Consider the following 25,145-nt stretch of genomic DNA (forward strand, 5'->3'; position numbering starts at 1 on the left):
GAGGCAAGCCGCCCGGTTACTGCTGGTCTGGTGAGACAGGTGCTTCTTGATACTACCGTAATTTGAGTATGGGTAAAGACCTTAGTTCTGCAAGTCCTGGTCCTGTTTGTTTTCAATGGCTGCCAGTAGCAATTTAATGTTTTTGGCGTTGGCCTTGAAGCCGGCATCCAGAAAATCACCAATGATGGGTATCAGGCCAATGAGAAAGTCCAGCACTATGTTACCCAGCATTTTCCACATCACGCTACCGCGAATGCCATGTTTTCGGGCCGCAAAGAGTATGAAAAGGGACACCATGGCCGTTAACAGATCACCGGCCACCGGTATCAGGCCCAATATGAAGTCCCAGCCCAGTCGATATTGGGTAAAGGGCACTTTAAACTGGTCATCCAGCAAATACGCTATGCGTTGCAGGGATGAGATGGAATACAGGCCGCCCGGTGGGTTTTGCATGTAATAACACCTTGGTTTTTAATGGACGATCAATCCTAACACATTCACTTTTTTCATCAGTATCGGAAACACTATGCCAACTATTGAAATACACGGCCAGTGCGCAGCGGGTTTTGAACCCGTCAAAGAGGCGTTTGCAGAATTGTTCGAGTCATCCGGCGAGGCCGGCTCATCCTGTGCGGTTTATGTGAAAGGGGAGCTGACTGTCAACCTGTGGGCGGGCAGGGCGAATCAGGAAGGGAATGCCTGGCAGCAGGATACGCTAGTGAATGTATTTTCAGTGAGTAAGGCGGTTACGGCCTTGTGTGTACACAAAGCCGTGGAACTGGGGGGGCTGGATCTGGAGCGGCCGGTTGCCGATTATTGGCCGGAGTATGGTTGTCAGGGCAAGCAGCGGACCCTGGTAAAATGGCTGCTTAACCATAAGGCCGGGCAGCCCGCCATGAAAACCCCGTTGCCGGGGGAGGCACTTTATGACTGGGAACGCATGACCAGTACCCTGGCCAGCGAGGAACCCTGGTGGGAACCCGGCACCCAGCACGGGTATCACATGATCAGTTATGGCTGGCTGGTGGGGGAGGTGTTCCGTCGCGCAGTGGGCATATCGGTGGGCGAGTTCCTGCGTGAAGAGCTTGCCGGGCCATTGGGTTTGGATATGTGTTTTGGTGTGGCTGAGCAGGACTTCTCCCGCATTGCAGAGTTGCAGGCGGCCAGCCAGTTGCCGGCACCCGGGCGTGTGAGTTTGTTTAACCATGTGATGACCCACCCCGGCAGCCTGACGGCGGCGGCATTGACCAATCCCCTGACCATCATGAATGGTGCCAATACGGAAGCCTGGCGCAGAGCGGAAATTCCTTCAGCCAATTTGCACGCCACCGCCGCTGCGTTAGCGACGCTGTTTGGCAAGGTGGCCGGCAGGGAAGGTGTGCTTACGGATGCATCGATTGCCCATTGCTATCGTGAAGAAAGTAAAGGCGAGGATCCCGTGCTGCTGACCACCACTCGTTTTGGACCGGGTTTTATGCTGCAGCAGCCTGGCAGCATCGAAGCAGAGTTTGGCCCCGGGCCCAACGCATTTGGCCATCCCGGCGCAGGGGGCGCGTTGGCATTTGCCGATCCGGACCGTGAACTGGGCTTCGGGTATGCGATGAACCAAATGGGCCCCTATGTGCTGATTGACCCAAGGCCACGGGCTCTGGTGGATGCGCTTTATCAGTGTCTGGCAGATTAGTCTTCGGTGGCGGATTGGTGGCTTCTGCCATCGCAGAGCGGACCCTGGGTGCTGCGTTTGCAACCACAGAAAAAGTAGATTTCGTTTTTTTCTGCTGTGATTTTAACCGGTTGGAAACCGGTGCCCTGGTGGCTGCCATCACAGAACGGCTGTTGTTGACTCAGGCCGCAACTGCACCACCAATAGTGTTGCCCCCGCCTGATTCTGGTGGGCAGGGGCAGCGCGCAGGCCACCCGCGGTAACTTGGGGTGCTGGTCAGGCACGGGACATGAATTTACCGGTGACCGTGTTGACCTTGATATGCTCGCCGCTCTCAATGTACTCCGGCACCTGAACCTCCAGCCCGGTATTCAGGGTTGCTGGTTTGGTGCGATTGGTGGCGGATGCGTTCTTCATATTGGGGGCGGTTTCCACTATTTCCAGGATCACCGTTTGCGGCAGCTCGATCCCCACACAGTGTTCTTCCACGATGAGCCCGTAAATGCCATCCAGGTTATCGCTGAGGTAGGGAATCTGATCTTCCAGTGTGTCACGGTCCAGAGGATGCTGGCTGTAATTTTCCTTGTCCATGAAAATGTAGCTGTCGCCTTCCTGATACAGAAATTGCACCTCCCGGCGGCTGAAGTCCACCGGCTTTAGCAGATCGTCACCAGTAAAGGTGGCTTCGTGCTTTTGGTGGGTTTGGGCATGGGCGAAGCGCATCTTGTAGAGGGTGGCGGCGCCCCGGGCTGACGGGTTGCGCACTTCGATCTGTTTAACAATGTAAGGTTGATCATTGATGGAGACAACCGCTCCTTTTTTTATGTCACACGCCTTTGGCATGGTGGCTTTACCTATGTCTGTTGATGAGAGCCGCGGCCGGGTACCCGGGCATTAGAAATAGAGTAGCAGCCATTGCAGTACTCCGGCACTGGCGCCTAACAGGAAGCCGCCAACCCCACCGATGATGGAGAGTGGTTCCAGAATACGTTTCAGTTGCGCGAAAAACACGGCGTCCGGCAGCGCTGCCAACCGCTGTTTAAGGTGGTGCTGCACCAGGGTGCTGCGTTCGCGATTGAAATGCTCTTCTTCCAGGGGCTCAATGATGGACTCGGTCAGCTTGTCGGTCAGGGTGTTCTTCAGCTCGAGATAACCGATGGGCCCCATGGTCAGCTGCACGAACGTTCTGACGTTTATGTCTTCCACCAAAACGGCCACCCGCTTGCGAATGATGGTGTGGGTGCGCCGGGAACCACTGCCGTTGAGCAGTGTGTTGAAGATATTCTGGATGGACAGTACGGACTGGGCCAACAGTTCCGCCAATGCCTGGTCCTGCTCTGTGCGGAACCGGGTATAGGGGCTGCGAACTTGCCAGCGGCCCAGTTTGATGGGTTTGTACGGGTACTGAATCCAGTGTTGGCAAATCCAGAAGAAGTAAAAGACAACAAAGGCGCTGCTGATCACCCAGTACTCAATACTGCTTGACTGCAGGAGTATGGCAATCAGTAACTGAATACAGCCGGCGACGAAGCCCATAATGGCGCAGAATCTCGCCATGCTGTTAAAAGTGTGCGCACTGAGTAAATCGTAGATGCGGCGCAGGGTGCCCGGGTTCTGCTTTTCCGCGTATTCCAGCAGGCGCTGGTACGACAGCATGCGGCTCAGGCCATCACCCAGCTCTTCGATAATGTCGTCAATAATTCGGGGGAGCAGACGATGGGCGCGCAGGTAAAAACGGTTCTTCACCAGAACCGGCAGGTTCTCCCACATCACCGCGTTATCTTCGTTCATGACATCGTCAATAATGCCGTCAATCTGGGGGCGCAGGTTCGCCAGTTGGTGGGTAATGATCTTCTCTGGCCCCAGGTATTCAAAGATCTGGGGTAGCCCGGACACCTTCTCCAGCAGCTCTTTTGACCAGTGGTCGACGTACAGGGGACTGTTGGCATGGAAGTAACCTTGCCAGCCGAACATGGGGCGCACACCCACAAAAAAGCGGGGCCAAAGCGCCAGGAAGCGTGCCAGATTGGGTACGCACCAGCCCGCCACAGCCAGTACGAGTGGCAGAATAACGGGGACGTAGCCGATCAAATTTTCCGGGGATAGCGCACTCATGCTTGCGCGAAACCTCCAGGCGTCATGGACTCTTCTCCTAATGTGTGCGCTCTTTATCTATTGGGAGAGCCAACTGCGTAGGAACCTGAGGGGGTACCCTTAGCTTAAACTGGCGTGGCGCATCGGATGCCTGTCGTTATCGTTGTATTTGGCTCAGCAGGCACTGATAGCCCGGTCAAACCGGGTTCTTATAATACTTAAAATGCCAACGCATTGTAGGACAAATTTCTCTATCCATGCGTTGGCAGCATTGTAGTTTTTTTGTGTCAAAAAGAACAATGGCTTCACGTGGCGGAGAACATAAAGAACAGTTGGGCAAACCCGGCCATCAGACCCAGTACACCCCCCATGGTGATCAGAATCCACTCATCTTCCTGAAAGGCGGGGCGCAGCAGATCCTGGAATTCTTCCGAGGACATGGCCTGCATACGGGTGCGGAACATTTGTTCCACTACTTTACCCCGCTCCTTGGTGAACATGGGGTCATCAAAGGAAGCCAGGGACATTTCGATGGTTTTTTCTTCGATTGTTCGTTTCAGGTCCACGAATCCTTCCGGCCCCACGGTAAGTTGCGCGACGGTTTTGACCATGCCGCCGTCAATCACCGGCCGCATGTGCTTTTTCAGCATGGCCTTGGCCCGATCCGCCTTGGGGCCGCGGAAAATCTCATTCATGATGTGGCCGATGGTGAGGATTTCTGCGGTGACGATGCGGCAGAACACTTCCGAAACCGCATTCTGGCGGCTCAGGAACAGGCCCTGTACTGTGGGTCCCAATGGTGTGATTTTGGTGGGATTGAGGGGGCGGAAGATCAGGTTCAGTGCCAGCCAGTTGGTGGCCAGGCCCACCAGCAGGCCAAAGGCAGGGAGAATCCACCACTCTTTGCTGAACCACCAGACGAACATTTGTGCCACCCCGAACAGGAAGCCGAACACGGCCCCGGAGTTGATGACAAACTTGAATTCGGTCTCGCCGCATTCCCAGAACACCCGGTTGAGCATGTTCTTGTCTTCCGAAAGCTTCTTGATAATCAGCTCTTTCGGGTCGATCAGATCCTCGATGTTGGCGTGCATGTCCTCCATCAGGTTGTCCATCATTTCCGGCAGCTGGCGGCGGGCCCGGGCATAGGCGCGATTTTTCAATACATTGGGCAGGTTTTCCCAGAGCACCGCATTGCGTTCGGTCATGATGTCATCGGTCAGCTCTTCAATGCGGGAGTCGGCAACCTTGATGACGTGGTGGGCGATTTTATCCGGTTCAAACTCGTCAAAAATCTCTTGCATGGTGCTGATTTTGTCGAGCGTGTTTTCCACCACAATGCCGGCCATTTTCTTGCCGCGTTTGGGGATAATACCCTGCCAGCCCAGCCAGGGCGGAATACCGAAAAAATTGACCGGATAGAAAGTCAGCTGAATAGCGAGCCAGTTGGTAGACCATCCCACGACAGCAGCAACAAACGGTATGCTGATGTATTTCCAGAATTCGGGGTGATTTACAAACTCGCTGAAAAACTCAAGCATCGAGTGATGTTCCCTAAATGAATGTTGACAGGCAGGGGGTGAAGTGGCCCTGCAACTGCCTGAATTCCCATACTGTATTTTTTGTTAAACCGACAACAATCTGGCAACAAATGGCCCACATAAAACAGTCAAATAAGTGGCATAATGGCCAAAAAAACCGGCTCATTATACCGCGCTGAATGAAGAAATCTTGAGATTTTTACGATTAATTCACACAGCTTGAGGATGGTGGTACAGTCGGTGGAGCTTGTGCAAATAATAAGACTTAAGATTGGGAAAAGCCTTGGCTATAGCGTCAGAAAAAGAAGAATCCATGGTCCGTTACCTCGTTATGGAGGTATTGGAGTCCGCCGTTAATCTGGCGCTGTCCTATGAGCCGGAGGCCCAGGAGCGGCTCAAGGATCATGTGGGAAGTATTCTGCGTATCAAAACCACCGCTCCGGACTGGATGGTGTTTGTGGCCGTCTGCGAAGACGGCGTACAGTTGTTTCTGGAATACGATGAAGTGGTGGATGCGCGCATCACACTGCCTACGGCATTGCTGAGCCAATATGTATTGGGCAGTTCCGCGGAAGACCTGTTGCAGGCCGATGGGGTGAGAGTCAGCGGTGATCTGGAGTTTCTCAGCGATATGATGCAGGTGGCGCTGGAATTCAGTATCTGGAGCCTGTCAAAGAAAGTGCTGCAGGGCTGGTTGCCGGAGTTTGAAGGCCTGGCAGGGTTAATCGAGGCCCTGAAAAACAACGATCCGGCCTGGATCGTCAGATTGGAGCATTTGCCCCAGCTGGCCAATGAAACCCTGATGGCGGTAAGGGCCCAGGGGGAGCTGCAGCAGCAGCAGATTCGGGAGATCGAGTCCATCAAACGGCAATTGGCCGCTGACCGACGGGCCAATCGCATCAGTACGGTGATCGGCTTTTGCCTGCTGGTGGTGGCCTTTCTGGCCCATAACGGTTATCTGCAGGTGCCCCAGTTGGAGTCCATTTCCATGGATACGCTGGTGCTGGTGATTCTATCCATGGTGATATTGATTCCGCGTATGATCAGCGGCCGTTAATCGTCATCCAATGGGGTGCCCGGGCGGCGGCTGCGGGGTGGGCGTTTGGCCATTTTGAAGCTGTCACCCATGATGTCGAGCCCGGTTTTGGCGATGGTTCGGGTGGTATCCCGCAGAATTTCCCGCGAGGGCAGGGATTTGAAGCCCTCCATTACACCGCGTTTGACACGGGCTTCGATTTCCGGCCCCACTTCCTCTTTAAACTTGTCGATGGCATCCTGAACGCCCTGTTCGTAGCGACTCTTAACGCGCTTTTGAAAAATATAATGGGCAATGCCCAGGGTCAGCAGGCTGCTTAACAGGGCGGTGGCAATGATGGTGAGGAGTGTATGGGCCATAGGTTCAGTCGTTGTCTTTCAGCTCTTGGGCAATTTTATCCAGCGCGGCGCTCAATCGATCGATTTTGTCGTTCAGTAAGTCCAGGTCGGATCGCCGGCTGATGCCCAGCCTGCCCAGGGTGGAGGAAACCCGCATATCAAAGGCACGTTCAATGCGGTCCATGGTCTGGTTGGCACGGACCTTCAGTTCATCCAGGCGTGAATCCGTGGCCACTTCGATTTCCTTGGTATGATTGAGGCGTTCAAAGGTTTGCCCTTTGCTCACCAGCTCTTCAAACCCATCACTGCCCTGTTCTTCCATCATGGAGTAGGCGCCCAGACCGGCCAGCCAGATTTTATTGGAGTTACGTTTGATGTCGTCGGCTTTGCTCATGGAAAATCCTTTGCTCCGGCTGCACAGTGTGTTCAGGCGTATATGCTTTCATCAGGGCATTGATAATGGTAACACCGGAATCATAATGGCGCGAAATTAACCATTAAGGTGATTAGGCATTATTGTTGTTATAGTAGCCCTGTGCGAAGGCTTTTATTCGGTTAATAAACTATTTGCAAAACCGGTTTAGGTCAACCGATATGATTTTGTGAGGTAAGGGTAAATGGTGCAGGAACAATCAGCTATGGCTCTGGAGACGGATAAGTACAGCAAAGCCTACAAGGCCGCCTTGGTGTTGCCCATGTTGCAGCGGGTGTGTTCAAAAGCCGGACTGGATTTGGTGTCCCGCGCGTTACAGTTGTATTATCTGGCGCGCGACCCTGATATCCCGGCCTGGGCCAAGGCGAGTATTTTTGCTGCATTGGGTTATCTGGTGGTGACTCCGGATGCAATACCGGACATTACTCCGGTGCTGGGTTTCGTGGATGACCTGGCAGTGTTGACCTCTGCTTTGGCCGGGCTCAGCGGCTATGTCAGTCCGGAAATTCGCGCGAAGGTGCTGGTGAAACTGCAGGCCTGGTTTGGCGAAGAGGCGAAGCCAGCACCGGAAAATTTTCCCCAGAGTCAGACTCAACGCAAGACATAACGCCTAGCGTTCTATAAAATGGGCGCAGCTTCATTTCAAAACGACGGGGAAGGGAAGATGCGCCGAGTTGTGTTTAATCAGAAAGGTGGTGTGGGAAAATCCAGTATTGCGTCCAATCTGGCTGCAATCAGTGCCCACCGGGGGTTGAAAACCCTGCTGATCGACCTGGATCCGCAATGTAACTCAACCCAATATTTATTGGGTCGGGATTTTCAAACCGGGGAAACGGACATTGGTGTTTTCTTCGCTCAGGCGCTGTCCTTCCGTCATCGGCATAAAAAGAATCTTGAAGACTTCGTCACCCCATCCCAGTTCGAAAATTTACATGTGATTGCCGCCAATCCGGAGCTGGGTGAAATCATGTCGCAGCTGGAATCCAAACACAAAATTTTCAAGCTGCGGGATGCCTTGGCCAAGTTGCATGGCTACGACGCCATATATATTGATACCCCACCGGCGTTTAATTTCTATACCCTGTCTGCGCTGATTGCCGCCGATAGCTGCCTGATTCCGTTTGATTGTGATGAGTTCTCCCGCCAGGCTTTGTATAACCTGATTGAGAATGTTGAGGAAACCCGTCTGGATCACAATGATGATCTGGAAGTGGAAGGCATTGTTGTAAATCAGTTCCAGCCTCGTGCCAGCCTGCCGACCCGTATCGTGGATGAGTTGAAAGAAGAGGGCCTGCCCATTCTGGACACCTATATTTCATCGTCCGTAAAAATGCGGGAGTCCCATGACAGTGGATTGCCACTGATTCATATGGCACCCAAGCACAAGCTGACCGATGAGTTTGTGGCTTTGTTCGAATTGCTGCACCCCGGCTTTGCGGTGGCAGTGAATGACAAATCTGACAAAGAAACAGCTTGAGCTAATCCAGGCGTTGCTGTTTGGTCAATGCAATCTGCAGCAGCCATTGGGTTAGGGCGAACAGGCCCAATGCCAACAGCCCCCACAAGGCGGCGATAAATCCAAACAGATCCGGCGCTTTCATCAGCGTGGTCATCAATGATTCCTGATAGTAAAAAAACCATTGATGATCATCTGGAAATACCTGGGTATGCAGCCAGTAGAAAACCTGTGTCGGCCCTGCAATCAGAAGAATCACACCCAGCAGTACGATGATCATGACAGTGCCCAGGCCAAGCTGCCTGGCTGTGGGTGGGCTCAGATTCTTCCAGCGGTAGTACGCGATCGAGCACAGCAGCAGTAACAGGCAGACCACCGCTGCCTGGTTGAACAACGTAATCAGATTGGCCACGTCCTGTAGGTGCACCACTTCCGGAGGCCTGAGCAAAGTGTCGCTTCTTGCCGGTTGAAATTGGTTGCGCTGATACTGGTAGCGAATCTCAGGGAGCCCCTCGCCGCCCTGTTGGATGCCGTTTACGATCTGGGTAAACAGAGCCTCATGTTGATCACGGGTGGTGTATTCGAATCCGTTGCGGTAGCGATTATCCGGGCCATAGCGCTGGATGTGTGCTCCGATATCCAGTACTTGATACCCCAGGGAATAGCCGAAGTTGATTTGCGCCAATGCATGCCAGCTCATCCAGAAAGCGATGATCAGGCTGGTGATGGTCAGCAACAGGCCAGCCACAGTGCCCTCTAGTTTAGCTGTGAAAATATGTCTGTTTATGGGCATAGGAAACGGAGCGTGATTTATTATTGTGGGGCTGAAGATACTGCATGAGATCAATGAGTTAAACAAGGGGCGGGCAGTAATAGATCCATGGAATCCATAGGCTTTGCCTGCTTTGGATGATGTTTGTCCGGTTCCCGGGCGGTCAATAACCGGGTGTTGCAAGCGCCCCCACAATGGTGCACGGCACACGGGGCTGAACAACCCGCTGAGCCAGATCAAGGTTTGTGGCAGATCAGGTTGCGCTGTTGTCCGCTAACTCCTTACTATCCCCCTATAACCAACCCATAACCAACCCACTGCTACAGAGAAAATTCCATGCGATTATCCATAGTGTTGTTTGTCTTCCTGATTCTTGGTGCCTGTGCCAGCCAGCCGGGCCCGGCACCGATGCGGATCGGCAACGAGGTGGCGTTTGAAATGCTTCAGGACCAGTATTCCAATCCGTTTCCCCACGAGGACAACATGCAGGTTCTGCTGTTTACTGACGACATGCAGGCCAGCCGTGATGTGCGGGATGCCATGGGGCGTGTCGCGCCGGATTGCTATGAGCAGGGCCGGTTGGTGTTTGTGGCCAATGTCAGCGGTATGCCCCGTTTGATCACACGCTTGATTGCACTGCCGAAGATGCGTGGTTATGGCTTCCCCGTCTGGCTGGATTATGAGGGTGAGGCTACCGCAGCACTGCCCGTGCAGGAGGATTATGTGTCGGTTATCCATGTTGAAAAAGGCACCATCGCCCGCATTGATTATGTGCGGGGAATGGAATCGGTGATGAACGTGATTGTGCCGCTTTGCGGACTCAAGGCAGAGCAGCTGGCGCTGTTATTCTAGGCGGTTTTTACCGGCCCATTATCAACTTTCATCGCCCACTCCGGCGACAACACCATCGTCAACCAAACCCCTGCCTGTTACCATAGCGCAACGCTAAATGGTAAGGCAGGGATTCCATGAAATTCATGAAACGTTTTCTCACTTTTATATTCATCCTGTTGTTGGTAACGGTGGTGGCCCTGTGGTGGTTACCGGCACCCCTCATAAAATGGGCAATCGAAAACCCGGGTTCACAGGCGGCCGGGGCGCAGATCGATGTAGGGGGGGTGGATTTTTCCTGGTTTCCCACCGCAATCACAATAACGGATCTTGCCGTTACCAACCCCCGGCAGCCCATGACCAACGCGGTTGAGATCATCCACTTGTCCACGGAAGTGGACGCGATGGAACTGCTTGAAGGAAAGGTTTATCTGGAGCAGGTGCTGGTGGAGGGCATTGCCCTGGACCAGCCCCGTGCCGTATCCGGGGCGCTGCCCGGCCGGCCGGCAGCCCCCGATGACGAAGCACAATTTGCATTGCCTGATATTGGGTTGCCGGATACCTCGGCGCTGGTGGAGAAGGAGAAAGCAATTTATCAGCAGCGCATTGATGCCTTTAACGAGGAATTGAAACAGCGCGAGCAACGTTGGCAGCAGAGTTTGAATGACTTGCCCGATGACGAGGCGCTCAAGGCCTACAAGGCACGTTGGGATAAGGCGCAAGCAGGCAGTGTGTTGGATAAACTGTCCGCAGCCAAAAGCATCAGCAAGGATCTGAAGCAGGATATCAAAGAGCTGAAGTCGGGCGAGCAGCAGATGCAGGATGAATACCGGCAACTGCAGGAGGATTACCGGCAACTGGCGTCCCTGTCGGATAAATCGGTGGACCAGATCATCCGCGAACTGGGGCTTTCAGACTCCATGATCGCCAATCTGGGAGACAAAATCATCAGCGGTAAGGTGCAGCAGTGGCTGCGCATGGGAGAAGGCTATTATCAGCTGCTGACCGGTGGCGATACCGGGGAGGGGGCGGCCGATGATGAGGCTGCCGGCGCTGAGTCCGACGCAATAAAAACCGCACCGGACTTTTTGGTGAAGCTGATGCGCCTATCCGGGCCGTTTGTACAGGGGGGCCGTGAGGGCACCATCGACGGTGAAATCCGTAACCTGTCCGATGCCCCCGGCTTGTGGCCGGAACCCGTGACCATCAAGATCCAGGCACTGGGCGACACACTGGGCAAGATCAACATCGACGGCCTGCTGGCCCATCAAAGGGCGGGTGCCGAGCAGGACACACTGACGTTGTCGGTAGCGGACAGTCAACTGCAGAACCTGGCGCTCTCCCAGAGTGAAAACCTGGGATTGCTGGTCAATAAAGCGCTTCTCAATTTGAATGTCGCCGCCAGTATTGAAGCCTTAAGCACCCTGGATCTGGACCTGCAAGGGGTGTTCTCCAACCTGGACCTGATGCTGGCCGGGGACAACAATGCGGATTGGCAGCAAACCCTTGCCAAGAGTGTATCGTCACTGAACAAGCTGACATTGAAGGGCGCGGCGCAGGGCCCATTGCACGATCCATCGCTGTCGCTGTCCACCAACTTGAACGGCATTATGAAACAGGCACTGTCGGCAGAGATCAGGCAGCGCTCTCAAGCGTTGCGGCAAAAGTTGCAAACCCAATTGGGGCAAACGCTGGAGTCGCAGTTGCAGCCACTGCAAAGCAAGGTGGCGGGGCTGGGTAGTGTGCCCGGACAGGCCGGTTCCCGGGTGAAAGAATTTGAATCCATGCTCAAAGACATCAGGTGATACCGTGAAACCGTTGCTGCTGCTCCCCAAATTGGTGGGAAAACTGGATGAGATTCTGGACCGTGTGGAGCCGCTGCTGCCCAAACGCAGCAAACCGGTGGATTGGTCCACCACCCAAGCCGCCCTCTGGGTAAGGCAAAGCTACGGTGGACACCTGCAGAAAGTGGTGATCACCGGCGGTGGAATCACCCTGGATGATGTGTTGGGGGTGGATCGTCAGAAAGCGCTGGTGGTGAAAAACACTGAGCAGTTCGTGCGTTCATTGCCGGCCAATAATGTGTTGTTGACCGGCTCCCGTGGCACCGGCAAATCCTCCCTGGTGCAGGCTTTGTTGAATGAATACAGTGCAGATGGCCTGCGGGTGATTCAGGTGGATAAGTCTGACCTGGCGGATCTGATGAGCATCGTCTCCGCCATTGAGGGCGAGCCTTACCGGTTTCTGCTGTTCTGCGATGATCTTTCTTTTGAAGCCCAGGATGAAGGTTATAAAGCGTTGAAGAGTGCGTTGGATGGCGGGATGTACCGTTCGCCGAACAATGTGCTGATTTATGCCACTTCCAACCGCCGTCATTTGATTCCGGAGTACATGTCCGACAACAGCACAGCACGCAATCATGAGACTGAAATTCATCATAACGAGGTGGTGGAGGAAAAGGTGTCCCTTTCCGATCGTTTTGGCTTGTGGGTGTCGTTTTACCCAATTAATCAGCCCATGTATCTGGATATCGCCCGCCATTGGCTGCAGCGCCTGGCAGAGCCCCACGGCATTGATATTCCCTGGACCGATGAGTTACAGGTGTTGTGCGTACGTTGGGCGGATAACCGGGGTACACGCAGTGGTCGAACTGCCTATCAATTCGCCCGACAGTGGGTGGGTCAGCAGTTACTTACGCTGTAAAACCGTAAACCCCGCGCAAAGTCATCAACAGAATTTATAAATAGTCTGCGCCTCTGTCGTAAAATTGACATATTCTGTGGATGAAAGTGGTGGTCTGTCTAACTAGCTGAAATTTAACCACTTACAAGTTGGTCAAAAAACAGACAAAATGCTAATGTCTGAGCGGGCGCGGGCCTTACAGCGATTTAACCCAAATCAATCCCCAAAGTTATCCACAGATTTTGTGGAAAAGGCGACAAACACTTTGGCAAAAAAACGATATACTCGTACGCTTATTTAATGAGCACTTGACCGCTATCTGATTGGTTATGTCGTCCCGGTTCCGGGGGTTTTTACTGATCTCATTGATGTAACCTGCCCAGGCGAGAATGGGCAGCGTGCTGATGCTGCCCCCGGAGCGGGCAGCGGATTGAAGGCAAAGATACTGTGGATACACCGATAATATTAGACATAGAGGCATCCGGCTTTGGTTCGGGCAGTTACCCCATCGAAGTGGGGGTGGCCATGCCGGATGGTGCTCTGCACGTATGGTTGGTAAAGCCGCTGGATGATTGGGTTCACTGGCAGCCAAGCGCCGAGCAGGTGCACGGAATTCCCCGTGAGGAGTTGTTGCGGGAGGGGATTACGCCGCGCCAGGTGGCGGACGAACTGAACGAGCTGTTGGCGGGTAAAACTGTCTACAGTGATGGCTGGGGTGTGGATCGAACCTGGCTGGCATTGTTGTTTCATGAAGCCCATGTATTGCAAGGGTTTAAGCTGGATTCCATTTACGGTTTGTTGAGTGAATCAGAGTGGGAGCACTGGAGTGAGCAACGGGATGAAGTGCTGCGGCTGACCGGGATGGTCCCGCACCGGGCCGGGACCGATGCCCTTGTGATCCAGAAGACATTTATTCACGTGAAGGAACCTGCCGCCCAGCTGCCGGACGATGATCAGGTAATTACTCACCGGGCGCGCTGACAGGGTCGCTTCGCTTGTCGGGTGGATGCACTTGCCAAGACCAAAAAGGGCTCAAATATGAGCCCTTTTTTCATTCTGCTTACTTACACATGAAACAATTCAAACTCCCCCAGGGATGCCGTTTCCCATGCCGGCTTGTGGGTGATGACGGCCATACTGGCCTGCTCCGGGATAAGATAGGTTTGGGCAACCCGCTTCAGATCGTCTGTGGTTGTGGCCAGCACCCGTTCGCGGAAGCGGGCCTGAAAGGCATCGTCACGGCCGAACAAACGGTTCTGGAATGCCTGCTTGGCTTCCCCCGCCGGGGAGCTGGGTTTGTCCAGTGCGCCGATTACCCCCAGGATGGCCTCTTCCAAAACCTGGTAGCCATGGTCTTTACCCAGCAACCACTCTACGGACCGATCGAAATCCGCAAGGGTTTCTGCCAGGCGGGGATCGCGATAGGAGTAAAAGCGGAACGCGGCGATATTGGATTCCTGTGACGCACCGCCGCCATAGGCGCCTCCCTGTTCGCGAATGGCCCGATGCAGATAGCCGTTACGCAGGAAACCACCCAAAACAGACAGGACAGGTGAGTCCGGATGGTCTGAGGGCACCGTCGGGTAGGCTTTGGCGCAAAAGTTCACCTGCGTGCTGGTGAGCCAGGCCTGGCGCACCGGTTGGCGTATGGCGTCGAGGTTAATGTTTCCGTTGTGATTCGCCGGCAACTTACCCCAGCAGCTATCCAGGTGGGTGCTGGCGGCCGCGGTGATATCCTGTTCCGCCACCACCAGGAACTGGCGGTTACCGCTGCGCATGCAGGCGGAGAGCGCTGTCAGATCGTCGCCGAGCTTACACAGGTTGCGGTGATCGTTCAGGTGGTGATCCAGATCCTTGATGGCTCGGATGCCCGCCAGACCACTTACCTGATGGGACAGGCGGGCGGCGGGATTCATGCCGCTGCTGGCCGCCATCATGGCCAAGGCGTGGCCCTGTCCAGTGATACTTTGATCCAGCTGAGCCCGCTGCTGTGCCACCAGTTCCCGCAGGTGGTCCAGCTCATCGTAACGGGGTTGCTCGATAATCCGGTACATCAATTCTGCCAGTGCATCGCTGTTGCGTTTGAGGGCTTTGCCGGCGAAGGCAAGAATGCCTTTTACACTTTGTTCATTATCGATGGCTCCGCGCAGCACTGAGTACCCGTAAATACCGCCGGTGACTTCAGTCAAGCGCTCCTGAATCTGCAGATAATCCTGATCCCCGGCACCCAGTTCACCCACGAAGCGAGTGTACAGTGGCAATAGTTGTAACTGCTCTGGGCTCAGTTGCGGCAGATCGTAGATGACCTGCTGGTAGACCAGACCATTGGTGCCCTGAGCGTACCGGGTGTGTTTACCGCTGGGCAGATCGAGTGCTTCACCGGTGGGCATGGGAATGGCAGCCGGCACGTCTTCCAGGCCCACCTTGGGCAACAGGGCTTCGTCTTCCTCCTGTTGCTGGCGGGCGTCCAGCGCTTGGGCCTGCTCAATAATCTGCCGTTTCTCCGCCTCGCTCATGGTTTGTTTGAGCTGGGCCAGTTTTGCCTGAGTGTACGCTTCGCGCACCTGTTCCAGGCCGGCGTTCGGCTTCATCACCAGACGCACCCGGTGCGGGTTGTCCAGCAACCATTCCTGCACCAGGTTTTGGATAAAGCGGGGTTGCTTGATTTCCTTGCGCATTTTATCAAGCACCGGGTCCAGGTTCAGCAGAGCAATGGGGTCACCCCGATGCATGGCGGTGGAGATGGCTCCCATCATCAGCTGCAGACCATAGGGGTAGTGGTCGCCACCGATTTCACGCTGACTCAGCTCCAACTGATGCAAAGCCGCCTCCAGCCTGGCCTGGCTGACGCCGTTTTCGGCCACTTCCTGCAGCACTTCCAGAATCCTCTGTTCCAGTTCAGCGGCGTGCCGTGGTGAACTGCCTTCCAGCCCGCACATAAAGGCCATTTCCTTATTGGAATCCTCCAGTCCGCACAGCGGGGAGGGGGATGATCCGAGGCCGCAGGTTTCCAGTAATTTACGCAGGGGGGCTGCGCTGTTATCCAGCAGTACATCGGTCATCAGGTCCGCCTTGAGTTGATTTTCAAGGTCGGTACTGTGGCCCAGCAGCCAGGCCAGCACAATGTGGGTCTTGTTGTCTTCGGATTCACCTGGCTCCAGATCCGCCGGGTAGGCGGTTTCAACGTTCAATGGTGCACCATAGCGTTTTTCATCCGCCACAGAGATGGTGCGATCCAGTGCCTCGAACCGTTGCAGCGCCCGTTCTTCAAATGCCTGCTGCTGTTCATGGGCAGGAATATCCCCGAAGGTCATGAACACCGCATTACTGGGGTGGTAGTGGGTCTGGTAGAAGGCTTTCAGTTGCTCATAGGTTAAATCCGGAATCGACTCGGGGTCGCCACCACTGTTGTAGTGGTATGTGCTGGTGGGAAACAGGTACCGCCCCAGCTGGTCATAGAGTTCGCTGGTGGGGGAACTCATGGCGCCTTTCATTTCGTTGTACACCACCCCTTTGTACATCAGCTGGGACTCCGGATTGCCGCTCTCAGTAAAGTCCAGGCGATGACCCTCCTGGGCGAAGTCCAGCGGATCCAGTTTGGAGAAGAATACGGCATCCAGATACACCGACAGCAGGTTGTCGAAATCCTTGCGGTTTTTGCTGGCGAAGGGGTAGGCGGTCCAGTCACTGGCGGTGAAGGCGTTCATAAAAGTATTGAGGGAGCGACGGATCATCATGAAAAACGGATCACGCACCGGGTATTTTTCGCTGCCACAGAGTGCGGTGTGCTCCAGAATGTGGGCGACTCCGGTGGAATCCGTGGGTACGGTGCGCAAGGCCACCATAAAGACGTTCTCATCGTTATCCGCAGCGATATGGTAGTGCATTGCGCCGGTGGCTTTGTGGCGGTATTCGGATACCACTACGTTCAGGGATTCGATGGTTTCGCTGCGCAGCCATTGGAAACTGCTGTGGCATTGCTGCTGTCGTGAAATATCTTGATAACTGCTCATGTGTCTCTCGATGGGGTGTCTCGCGAAGGTATGACTCGCGACGGCCGGTTGGCTCGAGTGGGTGTCGGGCGCGGAGCGGGGCGCACGCCATCTCGGTATTCCTCATTAGAAATGATAGTATTTCACCCTGGGCCCTATTTGCAAACGTGCATGCAGTTTACCCAGGGCCTATTCCTAAACCACAACCAGGCTTGCTGTACCATGATTCCTTCCCGTGTATGGGTTATTTCCGATATCCACATAGATTATCAGGAAAACTTCGACCGTTTGCTGGAGTTTGCCGCCAGAAGGCACCATTCCGATGCCCTGATCGTGGCGGGCGATGCCACCGACCGGCTGGATCGGCTGGAAGCGCTGTTCCGTGAGCTAACCGAACAGTTTCTTCACGTATTGTTTGTGCCGGGCAACCATGAGCTGTGGGTGCGGCGCTCGGGCCACGACGATTCCCTGAAGAAATTCCATGCGATCAAGGCGTTGTGCAGGGAAACCGGGGTCAAAATGGAACCGCTGCTGATGGGGCAATATCAGAAAGTGTGGCTGGTACCGCTGTTGTCCTGGTACGACGATAAGGATCAGCCGGAGCACTCGCTTTATGTGGAGAAGGATTATGCCGAGGACCGAACCGATGAAATGTGGGGTGATTTCATACATGCCCGCTGGCCGGCGGATCTGGCGCAACCACTGGCGCGGCTGTTTGCCGACCAGAACGAGGGCTTTCTGCAGCGGGAATTTCAGCACCCGGTGATCAGCTTCAGTCATTTTCTGCCGCGTCAGGACCTGATTTTTCACAAGCCGCTGGCCGATGCCATGGCCCTGGCCCGAAAGTTTGATCCCTTGCCGGAGTTTAATTTCAGCCGGGTGGCGGGTTCCTACCGAATTGAAGAACAGTTGCGCCGTCTGGGCAGTCGCCTGCATGTATACGGGCACCAGCATCGTAACCGTCAGCGCCACATCGAAGGGGTTACCTATCTGTCCCATTGCATGGGGTATCCCAAAGAGCGCCAGCGGGGGCACGTTCCCGCCGATGCTATTGAGCCCCTGTGTGTGTGGCGGGATGACACCGGGTTCACGATTTGACATGTCCAGTGCCATGTTGTTGTTGGCGGACAGCCAGCTGCTGTTTCGGACCGGCAGTGCTCCTGAGCTTCTGCAGACGGTTCGGCAGCGGTTTACTACCGGGGTCGATGCGGCTTACATTGGTGCCGCCAACGGCAACGATAGGGCGTTCTACCAGTTGGCCTGTGCCGGTTTGGATGCCCTGACCGGGCACCACAACAACACCCGGCTTGTGGCCGAGGTATCGGACCTGCCACCATCGCCAAGCCCACTGGTAATGCTGGCGGGGGGCAGTGTGGCGCGGGGCTGGGCGTTTCTCAGTGAACCACGGGTGCGCCATTGGTTGCACTGCTGTCATCGCCTGACGGGCAGCCTGATAATTGGGGTTTCTGCCGGTGCCATTCATTTGGCGAACGGGCTGGATCCGGAGCAGCCTGACCGTGGCCGGCAGACGTTTCTGAATTGGTTGCCTTATGATATTGCGGTACACGAGGAGCAACAGCACTGGCCTTCACTGACCGGCTTTCCGGCGTTGGGCATACCGTTTGGGGGTGGCATCTGGGTTGAAACGGGGTCCGGGCAACCGTACTTAAGAAGTTTGGGTACCCAAAGCTTCAGGCTCACCATCAGAGGTGTTCGGGAGCCCGTTGCGTACCTTGAGCGCCCACAGTAGCAGGCAGATCCAGGCCAGCATGATGAGGCCGGTCATGGGGCTGCTGAATTCAAAGTTGCCCAACAGTGTGAGCAGGGTACACGGCGCCAGCAGCAGAGTGCTGGTGCAGAAAATCCTTCCCAGCCAGCCGCGGTTCCACAACAGGGGGACCAGGCACAATAAGGAGACGGAGATCATCAGGAATTTGGTGCTGACGAACAACCGCAGCAACCAGAAATCCGGGGCGCTGCCGTTGCCTAACAATGCCTGGGTCAATTGCATCAATTGCAGGTTTTCAGCAAAATCAGCGCTGGCCGCGATGCCGGCACTGATGATGCCGATCAGGCTCAGTGCCCGTCGTTGCGTGTACCATCCGCTGAGGTTGGCGCACCCCAGAAAGGCGCCGTAGGTGATCAGGTAGAGCATGTCGATGCTGTGGCCGGTCTGGTAGCGGTGCACCAGCGCCAGGTTACCCTCAAACAACGAGCTGGCGTTGGCTAAGGTCGAGGAGAATTCCAGTGCGATGATGGACAACGAAAAGCCCTCGGGCAGTTGGCCCGGAAGGGATGGATAGAAAAAGCTGATCACGATACCCAGCAGAATGACAGCTAACCCCGTCGCACCAGTTAAGCGAAATCCGTTGGTCGCCAAATACATTGTCAAAATCCCCGGTCTTCCCTGTACATTTCAACTCATTGTTATTTCAGAACACCTGCAACAGGGTCGGTACACAGGTGTGAACGCCTAAGGTATTGTTGTTCCCCAAAACAACCCCGATACAATAACATAAATTTACAATCTGTCCTAAGCAGGAAAACCGATCAGGGGTGTTTTAAGTCCCATTCAGGCTTTTTTTAGGCAGCCTGAATGGAAGGGAGGCGGAAGGAGCGGGGTAAAAGCAGCCGGCTTAATAGCTTTCAGGTAGTTTTTTCAGGATACGGAACTGCTTGCGTTCAATCTCAATGTAACCACCGGTGGCCAGGTCTTTCAGAATTCGTGCCACCATCTCGCGGGATGAGCCGATGCGGTTGGCGATATCCTGCTGGGTGAGTTTCTCTTCAATAACCGTATCGCCATCTTTTTCAGTGGACAGATCCAGCAGAGTTTTGCGAATGCGGCCATACACATCCTGCAATGCCAGGGTTTTCACGTTCTCGGTCAATTTTCGAATACGGGAGGCCAGGTTGCGCAGTAACACCAGGGCAATATCGGGGTGATTCAGCACGACCTTACTGAAGTCGTCTTTGTAGAGAATGGAGAAAGTGGATTTATCCGTGGTGATCACCGAGGCGGAACGGGTTTCGTCGTCCAGCAAGGAGAGTTCACCGAAGTATTCTCCAGGCCCCATTGAGTTCAGCACAAATTCCTTGCCGTTTTCGTCGCTAACGTACACTTTTACTTTGCCACTGGTACAGATGAACATGGCATTGGCTTGATCACCTTCGTTAATGATCACAGTGTTCTTGGGGTATGTGCGAGTGATGCAGAGTTCTTGCAGCGCGGACAATTCCGCTTCAGGAAGGCCTTCAAAAATCGAGATGTGGCTAAGGTCAGTCATTCAGAGCACCCTGTCGGTGATTTTTTAATCAATTTTTCTTGGTCAGTGACTGGTTGAGCATGTTGCCGCTCATGTGACGTTGGACATTGTAGTGCCTTCCATTGGTTAAAGAAAGGTTATGGGGGGGATAAAGAAAGCGCTTCAGGTTGCTGGTAAACTATTGCCCTTATTGAAAATCCCCTGTGAGGAAAAAATGAAGTTTGTTTCGTTCAACACCAATGGCATCCGTGCCCGACTGCACCAAATCGAAGCGCTGGTGACAAAACATAATCCTGACGTGATCGGTATCCAGGAAACCAAAGTGGAAGACGGGCTGTTTCCCCAAGCGGACATGGCGGCGCTGGGGTTGCATGCGGAATGGTTCGGCCAAAAAGGTCACTATGGCGTGGCCTTGCTGTCCCGGGAGAAACCCGTTTGGGTGAAAAAGGGATTTATCGGTGATGATCACAGTGAGCAAAAGCGACTGATACTGGCCCAGTACCGCATTGATGGTGAGGAAATCACCGTCATCAACGGTTATTTTCCCCAGGGGGAAAGCCGTGATCACCCGGAAAAGTTTCCCAACAAACAGCGTTTTTATGCCCGCCTGCTGGAGCGGTTGCAAACCGAATTCACGCCGGACCAGAAGCTGGTAGTGATGGGCGACATGAACGTCGCGCCGGTGGACCAGGACATCGGTATCGGCCCGGATAATGCCAAACGCTGGCTGCGCACCGGCAAATGTTGTTTTTTGCCGGAAGAACGGGAATGGTTGCAGCGGATTATGGATTGGGGGCTTGGCGATACGTTCCGCGCGCAGAAGCCGGAGGTGGATGATCTGTTTTCGTGGTTTGACTATCGCAGCAAAGGTTTTGAGCGTGAGCCCAAGCGCGGCCTGCGTATCGATTTGATTCTTGCCACCAAACCGCTGCTAAACCAGTTACAGGCCACCGGAATTGATTACGAAATCCGTAGCCTGGAAAAGCCCAGCGACCATTGTCCGGTATGGGCCGAGTTCGGCTAACCCGCTGTGACACTGCCGCCGGCAGAACAAGGATCGCAGCCGCTTTCCGCAGACAGATTATCCGGATTTCTGCTGACACGACAGTGGCGTGAGCACAGATCAGGGTTACGCTTGATTTACTGGGTGCACTCTGCCCAGGGCCCCGTGCGGATTGAAATAACGGATCAGGAAACCGTAAGTTTTGTGCGCACAGACGACCGGGTTGCAGTGGAAACACTATTGTCAGCCAGCAGCGGTTGGCGTTTGCGGCCGCTGACATTAAAATCTTTTTTTAACGAGCCGGTGCTTGGCCTTTATTGCAAGAGTCAGCGGTTACTGTCGCAGTGCCGTGACCTGCTGCAACAGAAGGGTATTCCCTTGTGGGAAGCGGATGTGCGTACCGTGGATCGTTACCTCAGTGAGCGCTTTATCACGGGCGATGTCGAAGTGCAATTGAGCCAGTCAAATCCATCCGGGTGTTTGATCAATCCTGCGATCCGCAAAGGCGAGCGCAACGCGTTGCAGTTGCGCTGTGCGTCGCTGGATATTGAAACGGCGCTGGACGGAACCCAGTTGTACTCCATTGCGGTGCATTGTGTTGGCGGTCACAAACCACAGGTCAAGCGTATTTTTATGCTGGGTCAACCACAACCTGCCGGCGAGCTGGATATCCGCTGGTTTGCAGATGAACGGGAATTAATAGACGCATTTCTCCAGTGGATGCAGGAGGATGATGCGGATGTGATTCTGGGTTGGAATGTGGTGAACTTTGATCTGCGCTTTTTACAGAAGCGTTGTGATGAGCTGCGAATCGCGTTCAGTCTGGGGCGCGGGCTCGAGCGGGTGGAATGGCGTCAGGCCCGGGATGAGACCCAACATTATTTCGTGCTGGTTCCGGGGCGAGTGGTTCTGGATGGCATTGATACGCTGAAGGCCGCCACCTGGAATTTTGAATCTTTTTCTCTGGAATTTGTATCGCGCCAATTACTGGAGCGAGGCAAGTTGATTCATGATGTGGAGAACCGGGGCAAGGAAATCACCGAACTGTTCCTGAACGATAAAGTGGCGCTGGCACGGTACAATCTGGAGGACTGTTGCCTGGTATCGGATATTTTTGCCAAAGCAGATTTGTTGAGCTTTGCTGTGGAACGGTCCCGCCTCACCGGCTTACCCATGGATAAAGTGGGCGGTTCCGTGGCGGCCTTTGAAAATCTGTATCTGCCCCGGCTGCATCGTGCTGGGTTTGTGGCGCCCAATATCGGTGATATGGAGAACGAGTTTGCTGCGCCGGGCGGTTATGTGATGGAGTCGGTACCGGGTTTATATCGCCATGTTCTGGTACTGGATTTCAAAAGCCTGTATCCCAGTATCATCCGCACCTTCTGTATTGATCCGTTGTCTCTGTTGAAAGGGCGTTATGAATCGGATCTGGAGGAAGTGATTCCGGAAGTATTCCAGCGCCCCGCCCATGCACGGGATACCCCGGACAGTGCCTGGATCCCCGGCTTTAATGGTGCCGTGTTCAGTAAACAGCACCACCTGTTGCCGGAGATCATCAAAACATTGTGGGATGCCCGCGATCAGGCAAAACGGGTTGAAAATGCCCCCTTATCCCAGGCGATCAAAATAATTATGAACTCGTTCTATGGGGTACTGGGAACCCCGCTGTGCCGTTTTTTCGATGCCCGGTTATCCAGCTCCATTACCCTGCGTGGTCACGACATCATGCGCCAGACCCGATTGCTGATTGAGGGCCAGGGTCACAAGGTTATCTATGGGGATACGGATTCCGTATTCGTATGGTTGGAAAGTGCCGGCGAGGATGCCGAAGCCGAGCGCATCGGCGGTGAACTGGCCCGGTTTCTGAACCAATGGTGGGAGCATTATCTAAAAGCGGTGTTTGGCATCGAGTCCAATCTGGAACTGGAGTTTGAAACCCACTATCAGCGTTTTTTTATGCCCACGATGCGCGGCTCGGAGACCGGCAGCAAGAAGCGCTACTGTGGCATGGTCGCCACGATTGCCGCGCCATCAGGCGAGCGGCATGAAAAACTGGTGTTCAAGGGGCTGGAAAACGTGCGTACGGACTGGACGCCATTGGCCAGACGGGTGCAGCATGATGTGTTCTGGATGATGTTCCACGATGAATCTCCTGATTTGTATCTGCAGCAGGTGGTGGCGGAGATGTACGATGGCAAACTGGACGACGCGCTGGTGTACCGCAAACGTATTCGGCGGCGCCTTGCCGACTATCAAAAAAATATTCCCCCGCACGTGCAGGCGGCAAAGAAGGCCGATGCCTGGTTGACCCGACAGGGCAAGTCCCCGCGGTATGCTCGAGGTGGGTGGGTGAGCTACGTGATTACGCTACAGGGGCCGGAACCCATAGAGCAGCAACCGTCGGCGCTGGATTATGAACACTATCTCAGCCGGCAATTGGCGCCGGCGGTGGATGGCATTCTGCAGTGCGCAGGTCGCTCACTGGAATCCATCCTGCGCTCACAATTGACCCTGTTCTAATTTACACGTTCAATGACCTTATTATTGTTGCGGTTTTGCTGCTTTAAACCGTTGTTTTTGTGCGCCTGATAGCAGGGGGGCGGATGCACTTTAGGTAATCAGGGAGGGGCTGCCTATACTGTAACTTCACAGGAGTGCCCAATGAAGATAATCAATGTCGAAATTGTAAACCCCTTTCTGGAATCCATGGCCAATGTACTGACTACCATGGCGATGCTGGAACCGAGCCCCGGTAAGGTGATGTTGAAAGAGAAAGATATTGCCTGTGGAGAAATCACCGGGATTATTGGTTTGATTGGGGATAACTACAAAGCCTCTCTGGCGGTCACGTTTGAGCGCGCAGTGATTCTTGAAATCACGGCACGTATGCTGGGTGAGCCGGTCACAGAAATCGATGATACGGTCATCGATATGGTTGGGGAACTTACCAATATGGTAACCGGCGGCGCTAAAAATCTTCTGAGTCAGAAGGGGTATTCAATCGGTATGTCGACGCCCATGGTGGTGACCGGGGTTGACCACAAGATCACGCACAAGGCCAACGGCCCGCGAATCGTGGTGCCCTTTTCGCTGGAGTGTGGAGCGTTTTTCGTTGAGGTTTGCTTCGAGGCCAGTCTGCACCAGTAGTGCTCGCCACTACAGTGTATGCATCAAGGTTTCAACTGACGCATGAGCCCTTCCTGGCACACTGAGGCCACCAGTTTTCCGTTTTGATAAATCTGGCCGCGATTGAAGCTGCGGGCATTCATGGCGCAGGGGCTTTCCATGTCATAGAGCATCCATTCATCCATGCGCAGCGGATGGTGAAACCACAGAGTGTGATCCAGGCTGGCGGCCAGCAGATTCGGGTCCAGAAAGGACAGGCCATGGGGCCTCATGCCGGTCCCCAATAGGCCAAAGTCGGAAGCGTAGGCCAACAGCGCCTGATGCAGGTTCTGATCGTCATTCAATGGGCTGGATGCGCGAAACCAGGCCTGCTTGCGTGGTGCCTTTGACTCCGGCGTCAGAAAGTCCACCGGATCCACCGGGCGAATCTCGATGGGACGTTCCTGCAGCAGCACGGGGCGCACCCGCTCGCTAACGCGGGCCGCGGTTTTCAGGCGCAATGAATGGTCGGTTTCCAGGTCATCAGGGGGGGGAACATCGGGGATGGAGACTTCCTGATGCTCGAACCCCCGCTCTACAATGTGAAACGAAGCAGACATATGGAAAATCGCTTCACCATGTTGAATGGCGACCACACGGCGGGTGGTAAAGCTGCCACCATCCCGGATGCGGTCCACCTCATAGATAATGGGGGTGTTGATGTCCCCTGGGCGTAAGAAATAGGCATGCAGGGAATGACATTGGCGCTGTTCCTCCAGGGTCCGGTACGCGGCAACCAGCGACTGACTGATGACCTGGCCGCCAAACACACTGCGTCCGCCCACATCACAGCTTTCCCCGCGGAACAGGTTCAGCTCAATGGTTTCCAGGTCCAACAGGTTGACCAGTTCATCTACCAGGTTTGTCATCTAC

The 25,145-nt window shown here is 54.5% G+C and carries 25 protein-coding genes; 13 read left to right on the forward strand and 12 right to left on the reverse strand.

What is annotated here, in order from left to right; translation table 11 throughout:
• Positions 1–81: 81 nt before the first annotated feature.
• Positions 82–453 (reverse strand): DUF4112 domain-containing protein, encoded by a 372-nt coding sequence (locus tag D9N13_RS04030; RefSeq protein ID WP_290586178.1) that lies wholly within the window; start codon positions 451–453, stop codon positions 82–84.
• A gap of 73 nt (positions 454–526) precedes the next feature.
• Here D9N13_RS04030 and D9N13_RS04035 point away from each other — a divergent pair, with 73 nt between their 5' ends.
• A complete protein-coding gene (locus tag D9N13_RS04035) occupies positions 527–1,684 on the forward strand; it encodes a serine hydrolase domain-containing protein (RefSeq protein WP_290586181.1) in 1,158 nt (385 codons plus the stop codon).
• On the opposite strand, the gene D9N13_RS04040 is transcribed toward D9N13_RS04035, so the two are convergent.
• From D9N13_RS04040 to D9N13_RS04055, 4 genes are all read right to left on the reverse strand, one after another.
• Positions 1,681–1,947 (reverse strand): CDGSH iron-sulfur domain-containing protein, encoded by a 267-nt coding sequence (locus D9N13_RS04040; RefSeq protein WP_290586182.1) that lies wholly within the window; start codon positions 1,945–1,947, stop codon positions 1,681–1,683. The genes D9N13_RS04035 and D9N13_RS04040 overlap by 4 nt on opposite strands.
• Positions 1,940–2,506, reverse strand: a complete 567-nt coding sequence (gene yeiP / locus D9N13_RS04045; RefSeq protein WP_290586185.1) for an elongation factor P-like protein YeiP — start codon at positions 2,504–2,506, stop codon at positions 1,940–1,942. Before yeiP ends, D9N13_RS04040 begins: the two co-directional genes overlap by 8 nt.
• Positions 2,507–2,557: 51 nt before the next feature.
• Positions 2,558–3,778 carry a hypothetical protein gene (locus D9N13_RS04050; RefSeq protein ID WP_290586189.1) on the reverse strand — a complete coding sequence of 407 codons (1,221 nt, stop codon included), beginning with the start codon at positions 3,776–3,778 and terminating at the stop codon, positions 2,558–2,560.
• A gap of 284 nt (positions 3,779–4,062) precedes the next feature.
• A complete protein-coding gene (locus tag D9N13_RS04055) occupies positions 4,063–5,298 on the reverse strand; it encodes a DUF445 domain-containing protein (RefSeq protein ID WP_290586191.1) in 1,236 nt (411 codons plus the stop codon).
• A gap of 283 nt (positions 5,299–5,581) precedes the next feature.
• On the opposite strand from D9N13_RS04055, the gene D9N13_RS04060 reads away from it, so the two are divergent.
• Complete coding sequence (locus tag D9N13_RS04060) at positions 5,582–6,355, forward strand: DUF1418 family protein (RefSeq protein ID WP_290586194.1); 774 nt, start codon at positions 5,582–5,584, stop codon at positions 6,353–6,355.
• Here the strand turns inward: D9N13_RS04060 and D9N13_RS04065 are convergent.
• Together D9N13_RS04065 and D9N13_RS04070 are read right to left on the reverse strand one after the other, a co-directional pair.
• Positions 6,352–6,693, reverse strand: a complete 342-nt coding sequence (locus D9N13_RS04065; RefSeq protein WP_290586197.1) for a hypothetical protein — start codon at positions 6,691–6,693, stop codon at positions 6,352–6,354. The genes D9N13_RS04060 and D9N13_RS04065 overlap by 4 nt on opposite strands.
• 4 nt (positions 6,694–6,697) lie before the next feature.
• Positions 6,698–7,066 (reverse strand): phasin family protein, encoded by a 369-nt coding sequence (locus D9N13_RS04070; protein WP_290586200.1) that lies wholly within the window; start codon positions 7,064–7,066, stop codon positions 6,698–6,700.
• 244 nt (positions 7,067–7,310) lie between these two features.
• On the opposite strand from D9N13_RS04070, the gene D9N13_RS04075 reads away from it, so the two are divergent.
• Together D9N13_RS04075 and D9N13_RS04080 are read left to right on the forward strand one after the other, a co-directional pair.
• The gene (locus tag D9N13_RS04075) at positions 7,311–7,712 is read left to right on the forward strand and encodes a YkvA family protein (protein WP_290586203.1); all 402 of its coding nucleotides are present in this window, start codon (positions 7,311–7,313) and stop codon (positions 7,710–7,712) included.
• A 57-nt stretch (positions 7,713–7,769) separates the two neighbouring features.
• Positions 7,770–8,582, forward strand: coding sequence for a ParA family protein (locus D9N13_RS04080; RefSeq protein WP_290586205.1), 813 nt, complete (start codon positions 7,770–7,772; stop codon positions 8,580–8,582).
• 1 nt (position 8,583) lies between these two features.
• Here the strand turns inward: D9N13_RS04080 and D9N13_RS04085 are convergent, their stop codons facing one another.
• Entirely contained in the window at positions 8,584–9,309 is a 726-nt protein-coding gene (locus D9N13_RS04085) for a DUF1461 domain-containing protein (RefSeq protein ID WP_290586208.1), read from the reverse strand.
• 360 nt (positions 9,310–9,669) lie between these two features.
• Here D9N13_RS04085 and D9N13_RS04090 point away from each other — a divergent pair, with 360 nt between their 5' ends.
• From D9N13_RS04090 to D9N13_RS04105, 4 genes are all read left to right on the forward strand, one after another.
• Complete coding sequence (locus tag D9N13_RS04090; RefSeq protein WP_290586211.1) at positions 9,670–10,185, forward strand: hypothetical protein; 516 nt, start codon at positions 9,670–9,672, stop codon at positions 10,183–10,185.
• A 116-nt stretch (positions 10,186–10,301) separates the two neighbouring features.
• Positions 10,302–11,969, forward strand: a complete 1,668-nt coding sequence (locus D9N13_RS04095) for a TIGR03545 family protein (RefSeq protein ID WP_290586214.1) — start codon at positions 10,302–10,304, stop codon at positions 11,967–11,969.
• Positions 11,970–11,982: 13 nt separating this feature from the next.
• Positions 11,983–12,867: an ATP-binding protein gene (locus tag D9N13_RS04100; protein WP_411268130.1), complete on the forward strand. Its 885-nt coding sequence runs from the start codon at positions 11,983–11,985 to the stop codon at positions 12,865–12,867.
• 426 nt (positions 12,868–13,293) lie between these two features.
• Positions 13,294–13,827, forward strand: coding sequence for a hypothetical protein (locus D9N13_RS04105; protein WP_290586218.1), 534 nt, complete (start codon positions 13,294–13,296; stop codon positions 13,825–13,827).
• 83 nt (positions 13,828–13,910) lie between these two features.
• Here D9N13_RS04105 and D9N13_RS04110 read toward each other — a convergent pair whose 3' ends face one another.
• Positions 13,911–16,859 carry an insulinase family protein gene (locus D9N13_RS04110; RefSeq protein WP_290586221.1) on the reverse strand — a complete coding sequence of 983 codons (2,949 nt, stop codon included), beginning with the start codon at positions 16,857–16,859 and terminating at the stop codon, positions 13,911–13,913.
• Between the two features lie 201 nt (positions 16,860–17,060).
• Between D9N13_RS04110 and D9N13_RS04115 the strand changes: the two genes are divergently transcribed.
• Together D9N13_RS04115 and D9N13_RS04120 are read left to right on the forward strand one after the other, a co-directional pair.
• The gene (locus D9N13_RS04115; RefSeq protein ID WP_290586224.1) at positions 17,061–17,936 is read left to right on the forward strand and encodes a metallophosphoesterase; all 876 of its coding nucleotides are present in this window, start codon (positions 17,061–17,063) and stop codon (positions 17,934–17,936) included.
• A 1-nt stretch (position 17,937) separates the two neighbouring features.
• A complete protein-coding gene (locus tag D9N13_RS04120) occupies positions 17,938–18,588 on the forward strand; it encodes a hypothetical protein (protein ID WP_290586227.1) in 651 nt (216 codons plus the stop codon).
• Here D9N13_RS04120 and D9N13_RS04125 read toward each other — a convergent pair.
• Complete coding sequence (locus tag D9N13_RS04125) at positions 18,505–19,224, reverse strand: hypothetical protein (protein WP_290586230.1); 720 nt, start codon at positions 19,222–19,224, stop codon at positions 18,505–18,507. The two genes, D9N13_RS04120 and D9N13_RS04125, sit on opposite strands and share 84 nt — an antisense overlap.
• Positions 19,225–19,474: 250 nt before the next feature.
• The gene (locus D9N13_RS04130; RefSeq protein WP_290586233.1) at positions 19,475–20,125 is read right to left on the reverse strand and encodes a Crp/Fnr family transcriptional regulator; all 651 of its coding nucleotides are present in this window, start codon (positions 20,123–20,125) and stop codon (positions 19,475–19,477) included.
• Positions 20,126–20,318: 193 nt separating this feature from the next.
• Here D9N13_RS04130 and xthA point away from each other — a divergent pair, with 193 nt between their 5' ends.
• The 3 genes from xthA (at position 20,319) to D9N13_RS04145 (ending at position 24,254) form a co-directional block, all read left to right on the forward strand.
• Positions 20,319–21,128, forward strand: coding sequence for an exodeoxyribonuclease III (gene xthA, locus D9N13_RS04135; RefSeq protein ID WP_290586236.1), 810 nt, complete (start codon positions 20,319–20,321; stop codon positions 21,126–21,128).
• 6 nt (positions 21,129–21,134) lie between these two features.
• The gene (locus D9N13_RS04140) at positions 21,135–23,627 is read left to right on the forward strand and encodes a DNA polymerase II (RefSeq protein ID WP_290586239.1); all 2,493 of its coding nucleotides are present in this window, start codon (positions 21,135–21,137) and stop codon (positions 23,625–23,627) included.
• A 141-nt stretch (positions 23,628–23,768) separates the two neighbouring features.
• The gene (locus tag D9N13_RS04145) at positions 23,769–24,254 is read left to right on the forward strand and encodes a chemotaxis protein CheX (RefSeq protein WP_290586242.1); all 486 of its coding nucleotides are present in this window, start codon (positions 23,769–23,771) and stop codon (positions 24,252–24,254) included.
• Positions 24,255–24,277: 23 nt separating this feature from the next.
• Here D9N13_RS04145 and D9N13_RS04150 read toward each other — a convergent pair whose 3' ends face one another.
• The gene (locus tag D9N13_RS04150) at positions 24,278–25,141 is read right to left on the reverse strand and encodes an acyl-CoA thioesterase (RefSeq protein ID WP_290586245.1); all 864 of its coding nucleotides are present in this window, start codon (positions 25,139–25,141) and stop codon (positions 24,278–24,280) included.
• Between the last annotated feature and the right edge of the window lie 4 nt (positions 25,142–25,145).

Origin of the sequence: Ketobacter sp. GenoA1, assembly GCF_003671475.1 — a bacterium.
Classification (GTDB): domain Bacteria; phylum Pseudomonadota; class Gammaproteobacteria; order Pseudomonadales; family Ketobacteraceae; genus Ketobacter.

Coding starts and splice junctions, on each gene's coding strand:
- D9N13_RS04080 (WP_290586205.1), top strand. CDS start 7,770: ATGCGCCGAGTTGTGTTTAATCAGAAAGGTGGTGTGGGAAAATCCAGT.
- D9N13_RS04115 (WP_290586224.1), top strand. CDS start 17,061: ATGATTCCTTCCCGTGTATGGGTTATTTCCGATATCCACATAGATTAT.
- xthA (WP_290586236.1), top strand. CDS start 20,319: ATGAAGTTTGTTTCGTTCAACACCAATGGCATCCGTGCCCGACTGCAC.
- D9N13_RS04035 (WP_290586181.1), top strand. CDS start 527: ATGCCAACTATTGAAATACACGGCCAGTGCGCAGCGGGTTTTGAACCC.
- D9N13_RS04050 (WP_290586189.1), bottom strand. CDS start 3,778: ATGAGTGCGCTATCCCCGGAAAATTTGATCGGCTACGTCCCCGTTATT.
- D9N13_RS04030 (WP_290586178.1), bottom strand. CDS start 453: ATGCAAAACCCACCGGGCGGCCTGTATTCCATCTCATCCCTGCAACGC.
- D9N13_RS04120 (WP_290586227.1), top strand. CDS start 17,938: ATGTCCAGTGCCATGTTGTTGTTGGCGGACAGCCAGCTGCTGTTTCGG.
- D9N13_RS04150 (WP_290586245.1), bottom strand. CDS start 25,141: ATGACAAACCTGGTAGATGAACTGGTCAACCTGTTGGACCTGGAAACC.
- D9N13_RS04075 (WP_290586203.1), top strand. CDS start 7,311: ATGGCTCTGGAGACGGATAAGTACAGCAAAGCCTACAAGGCCGCCTTG.
- D9N13_RS04145 (WP_290586242.1), top strand. CDS start 23,769: ATGAAGATAATCAATGTCGAAATTGTAAACCCCTTTCTGGAATCCATG.
- D9N13_RS04055 (WP_290586191.1), bottom strand. CDS start 5,298: ATGCTTGAGTTTTTCAGCGAGTTTGTAAATCACCCCGAATTCTGGAAA.
- D9N13_RS04090 (WP_290586211.1), top strand. CDS start 9,670: ATGCGATTATCCATAGTGTTGTTTGTCTTCCTGATTCTTGGTGCCTGT.
- D9N13_RS04130 (WP_290586233.1), bottom strand. CDS start 20,125: ATGACTGACCTTAGCCACATCTCGATTTTTGAAGGCCTTCCTGAAGCG.
- D9N13_RS04110 (WP_290586221.1), bottom strand. CDS start 16,859: ATGAGCAGTTATCAAGATATTTCACGACAGCAGCAATGCCACAGCAGT.
- D9N13_RS04065 (WP_290586197.1), bottom strand. CDS start 6,693: ATGGCCCATACACTCCTCACCATCATTGCCACCGCCCTGTTAAGCAGC.
- D9N13_RS04125 (WP_290586230.1), bottom strand. CDS start 19,224: ATGTATTTGGCGACCAACGGATTTCGCTTAACTGGTGCGACGGGGTTA.
- D9N13_RS04070 (WP_290586200.1), bottom strand. CDS start 7,066: ATGAGCAAAGCCGACGACATCAAACGTAACTCCAATAAAATCTGGCTG.
- D9N13_RS04095 (WP_290586214.1), top strand. CDS start 10,302: ATGAAATTCATGAAACGTTTTCTCACTTTTATATTCATCCTGTTGTTG.
- yeiP (WP_290586185.1), bottom strand. CDS start 2,506: ATGCCAAAGGCGTGTGACATAAAAAAAGGAGCGGTTGTCTCCATCAAT.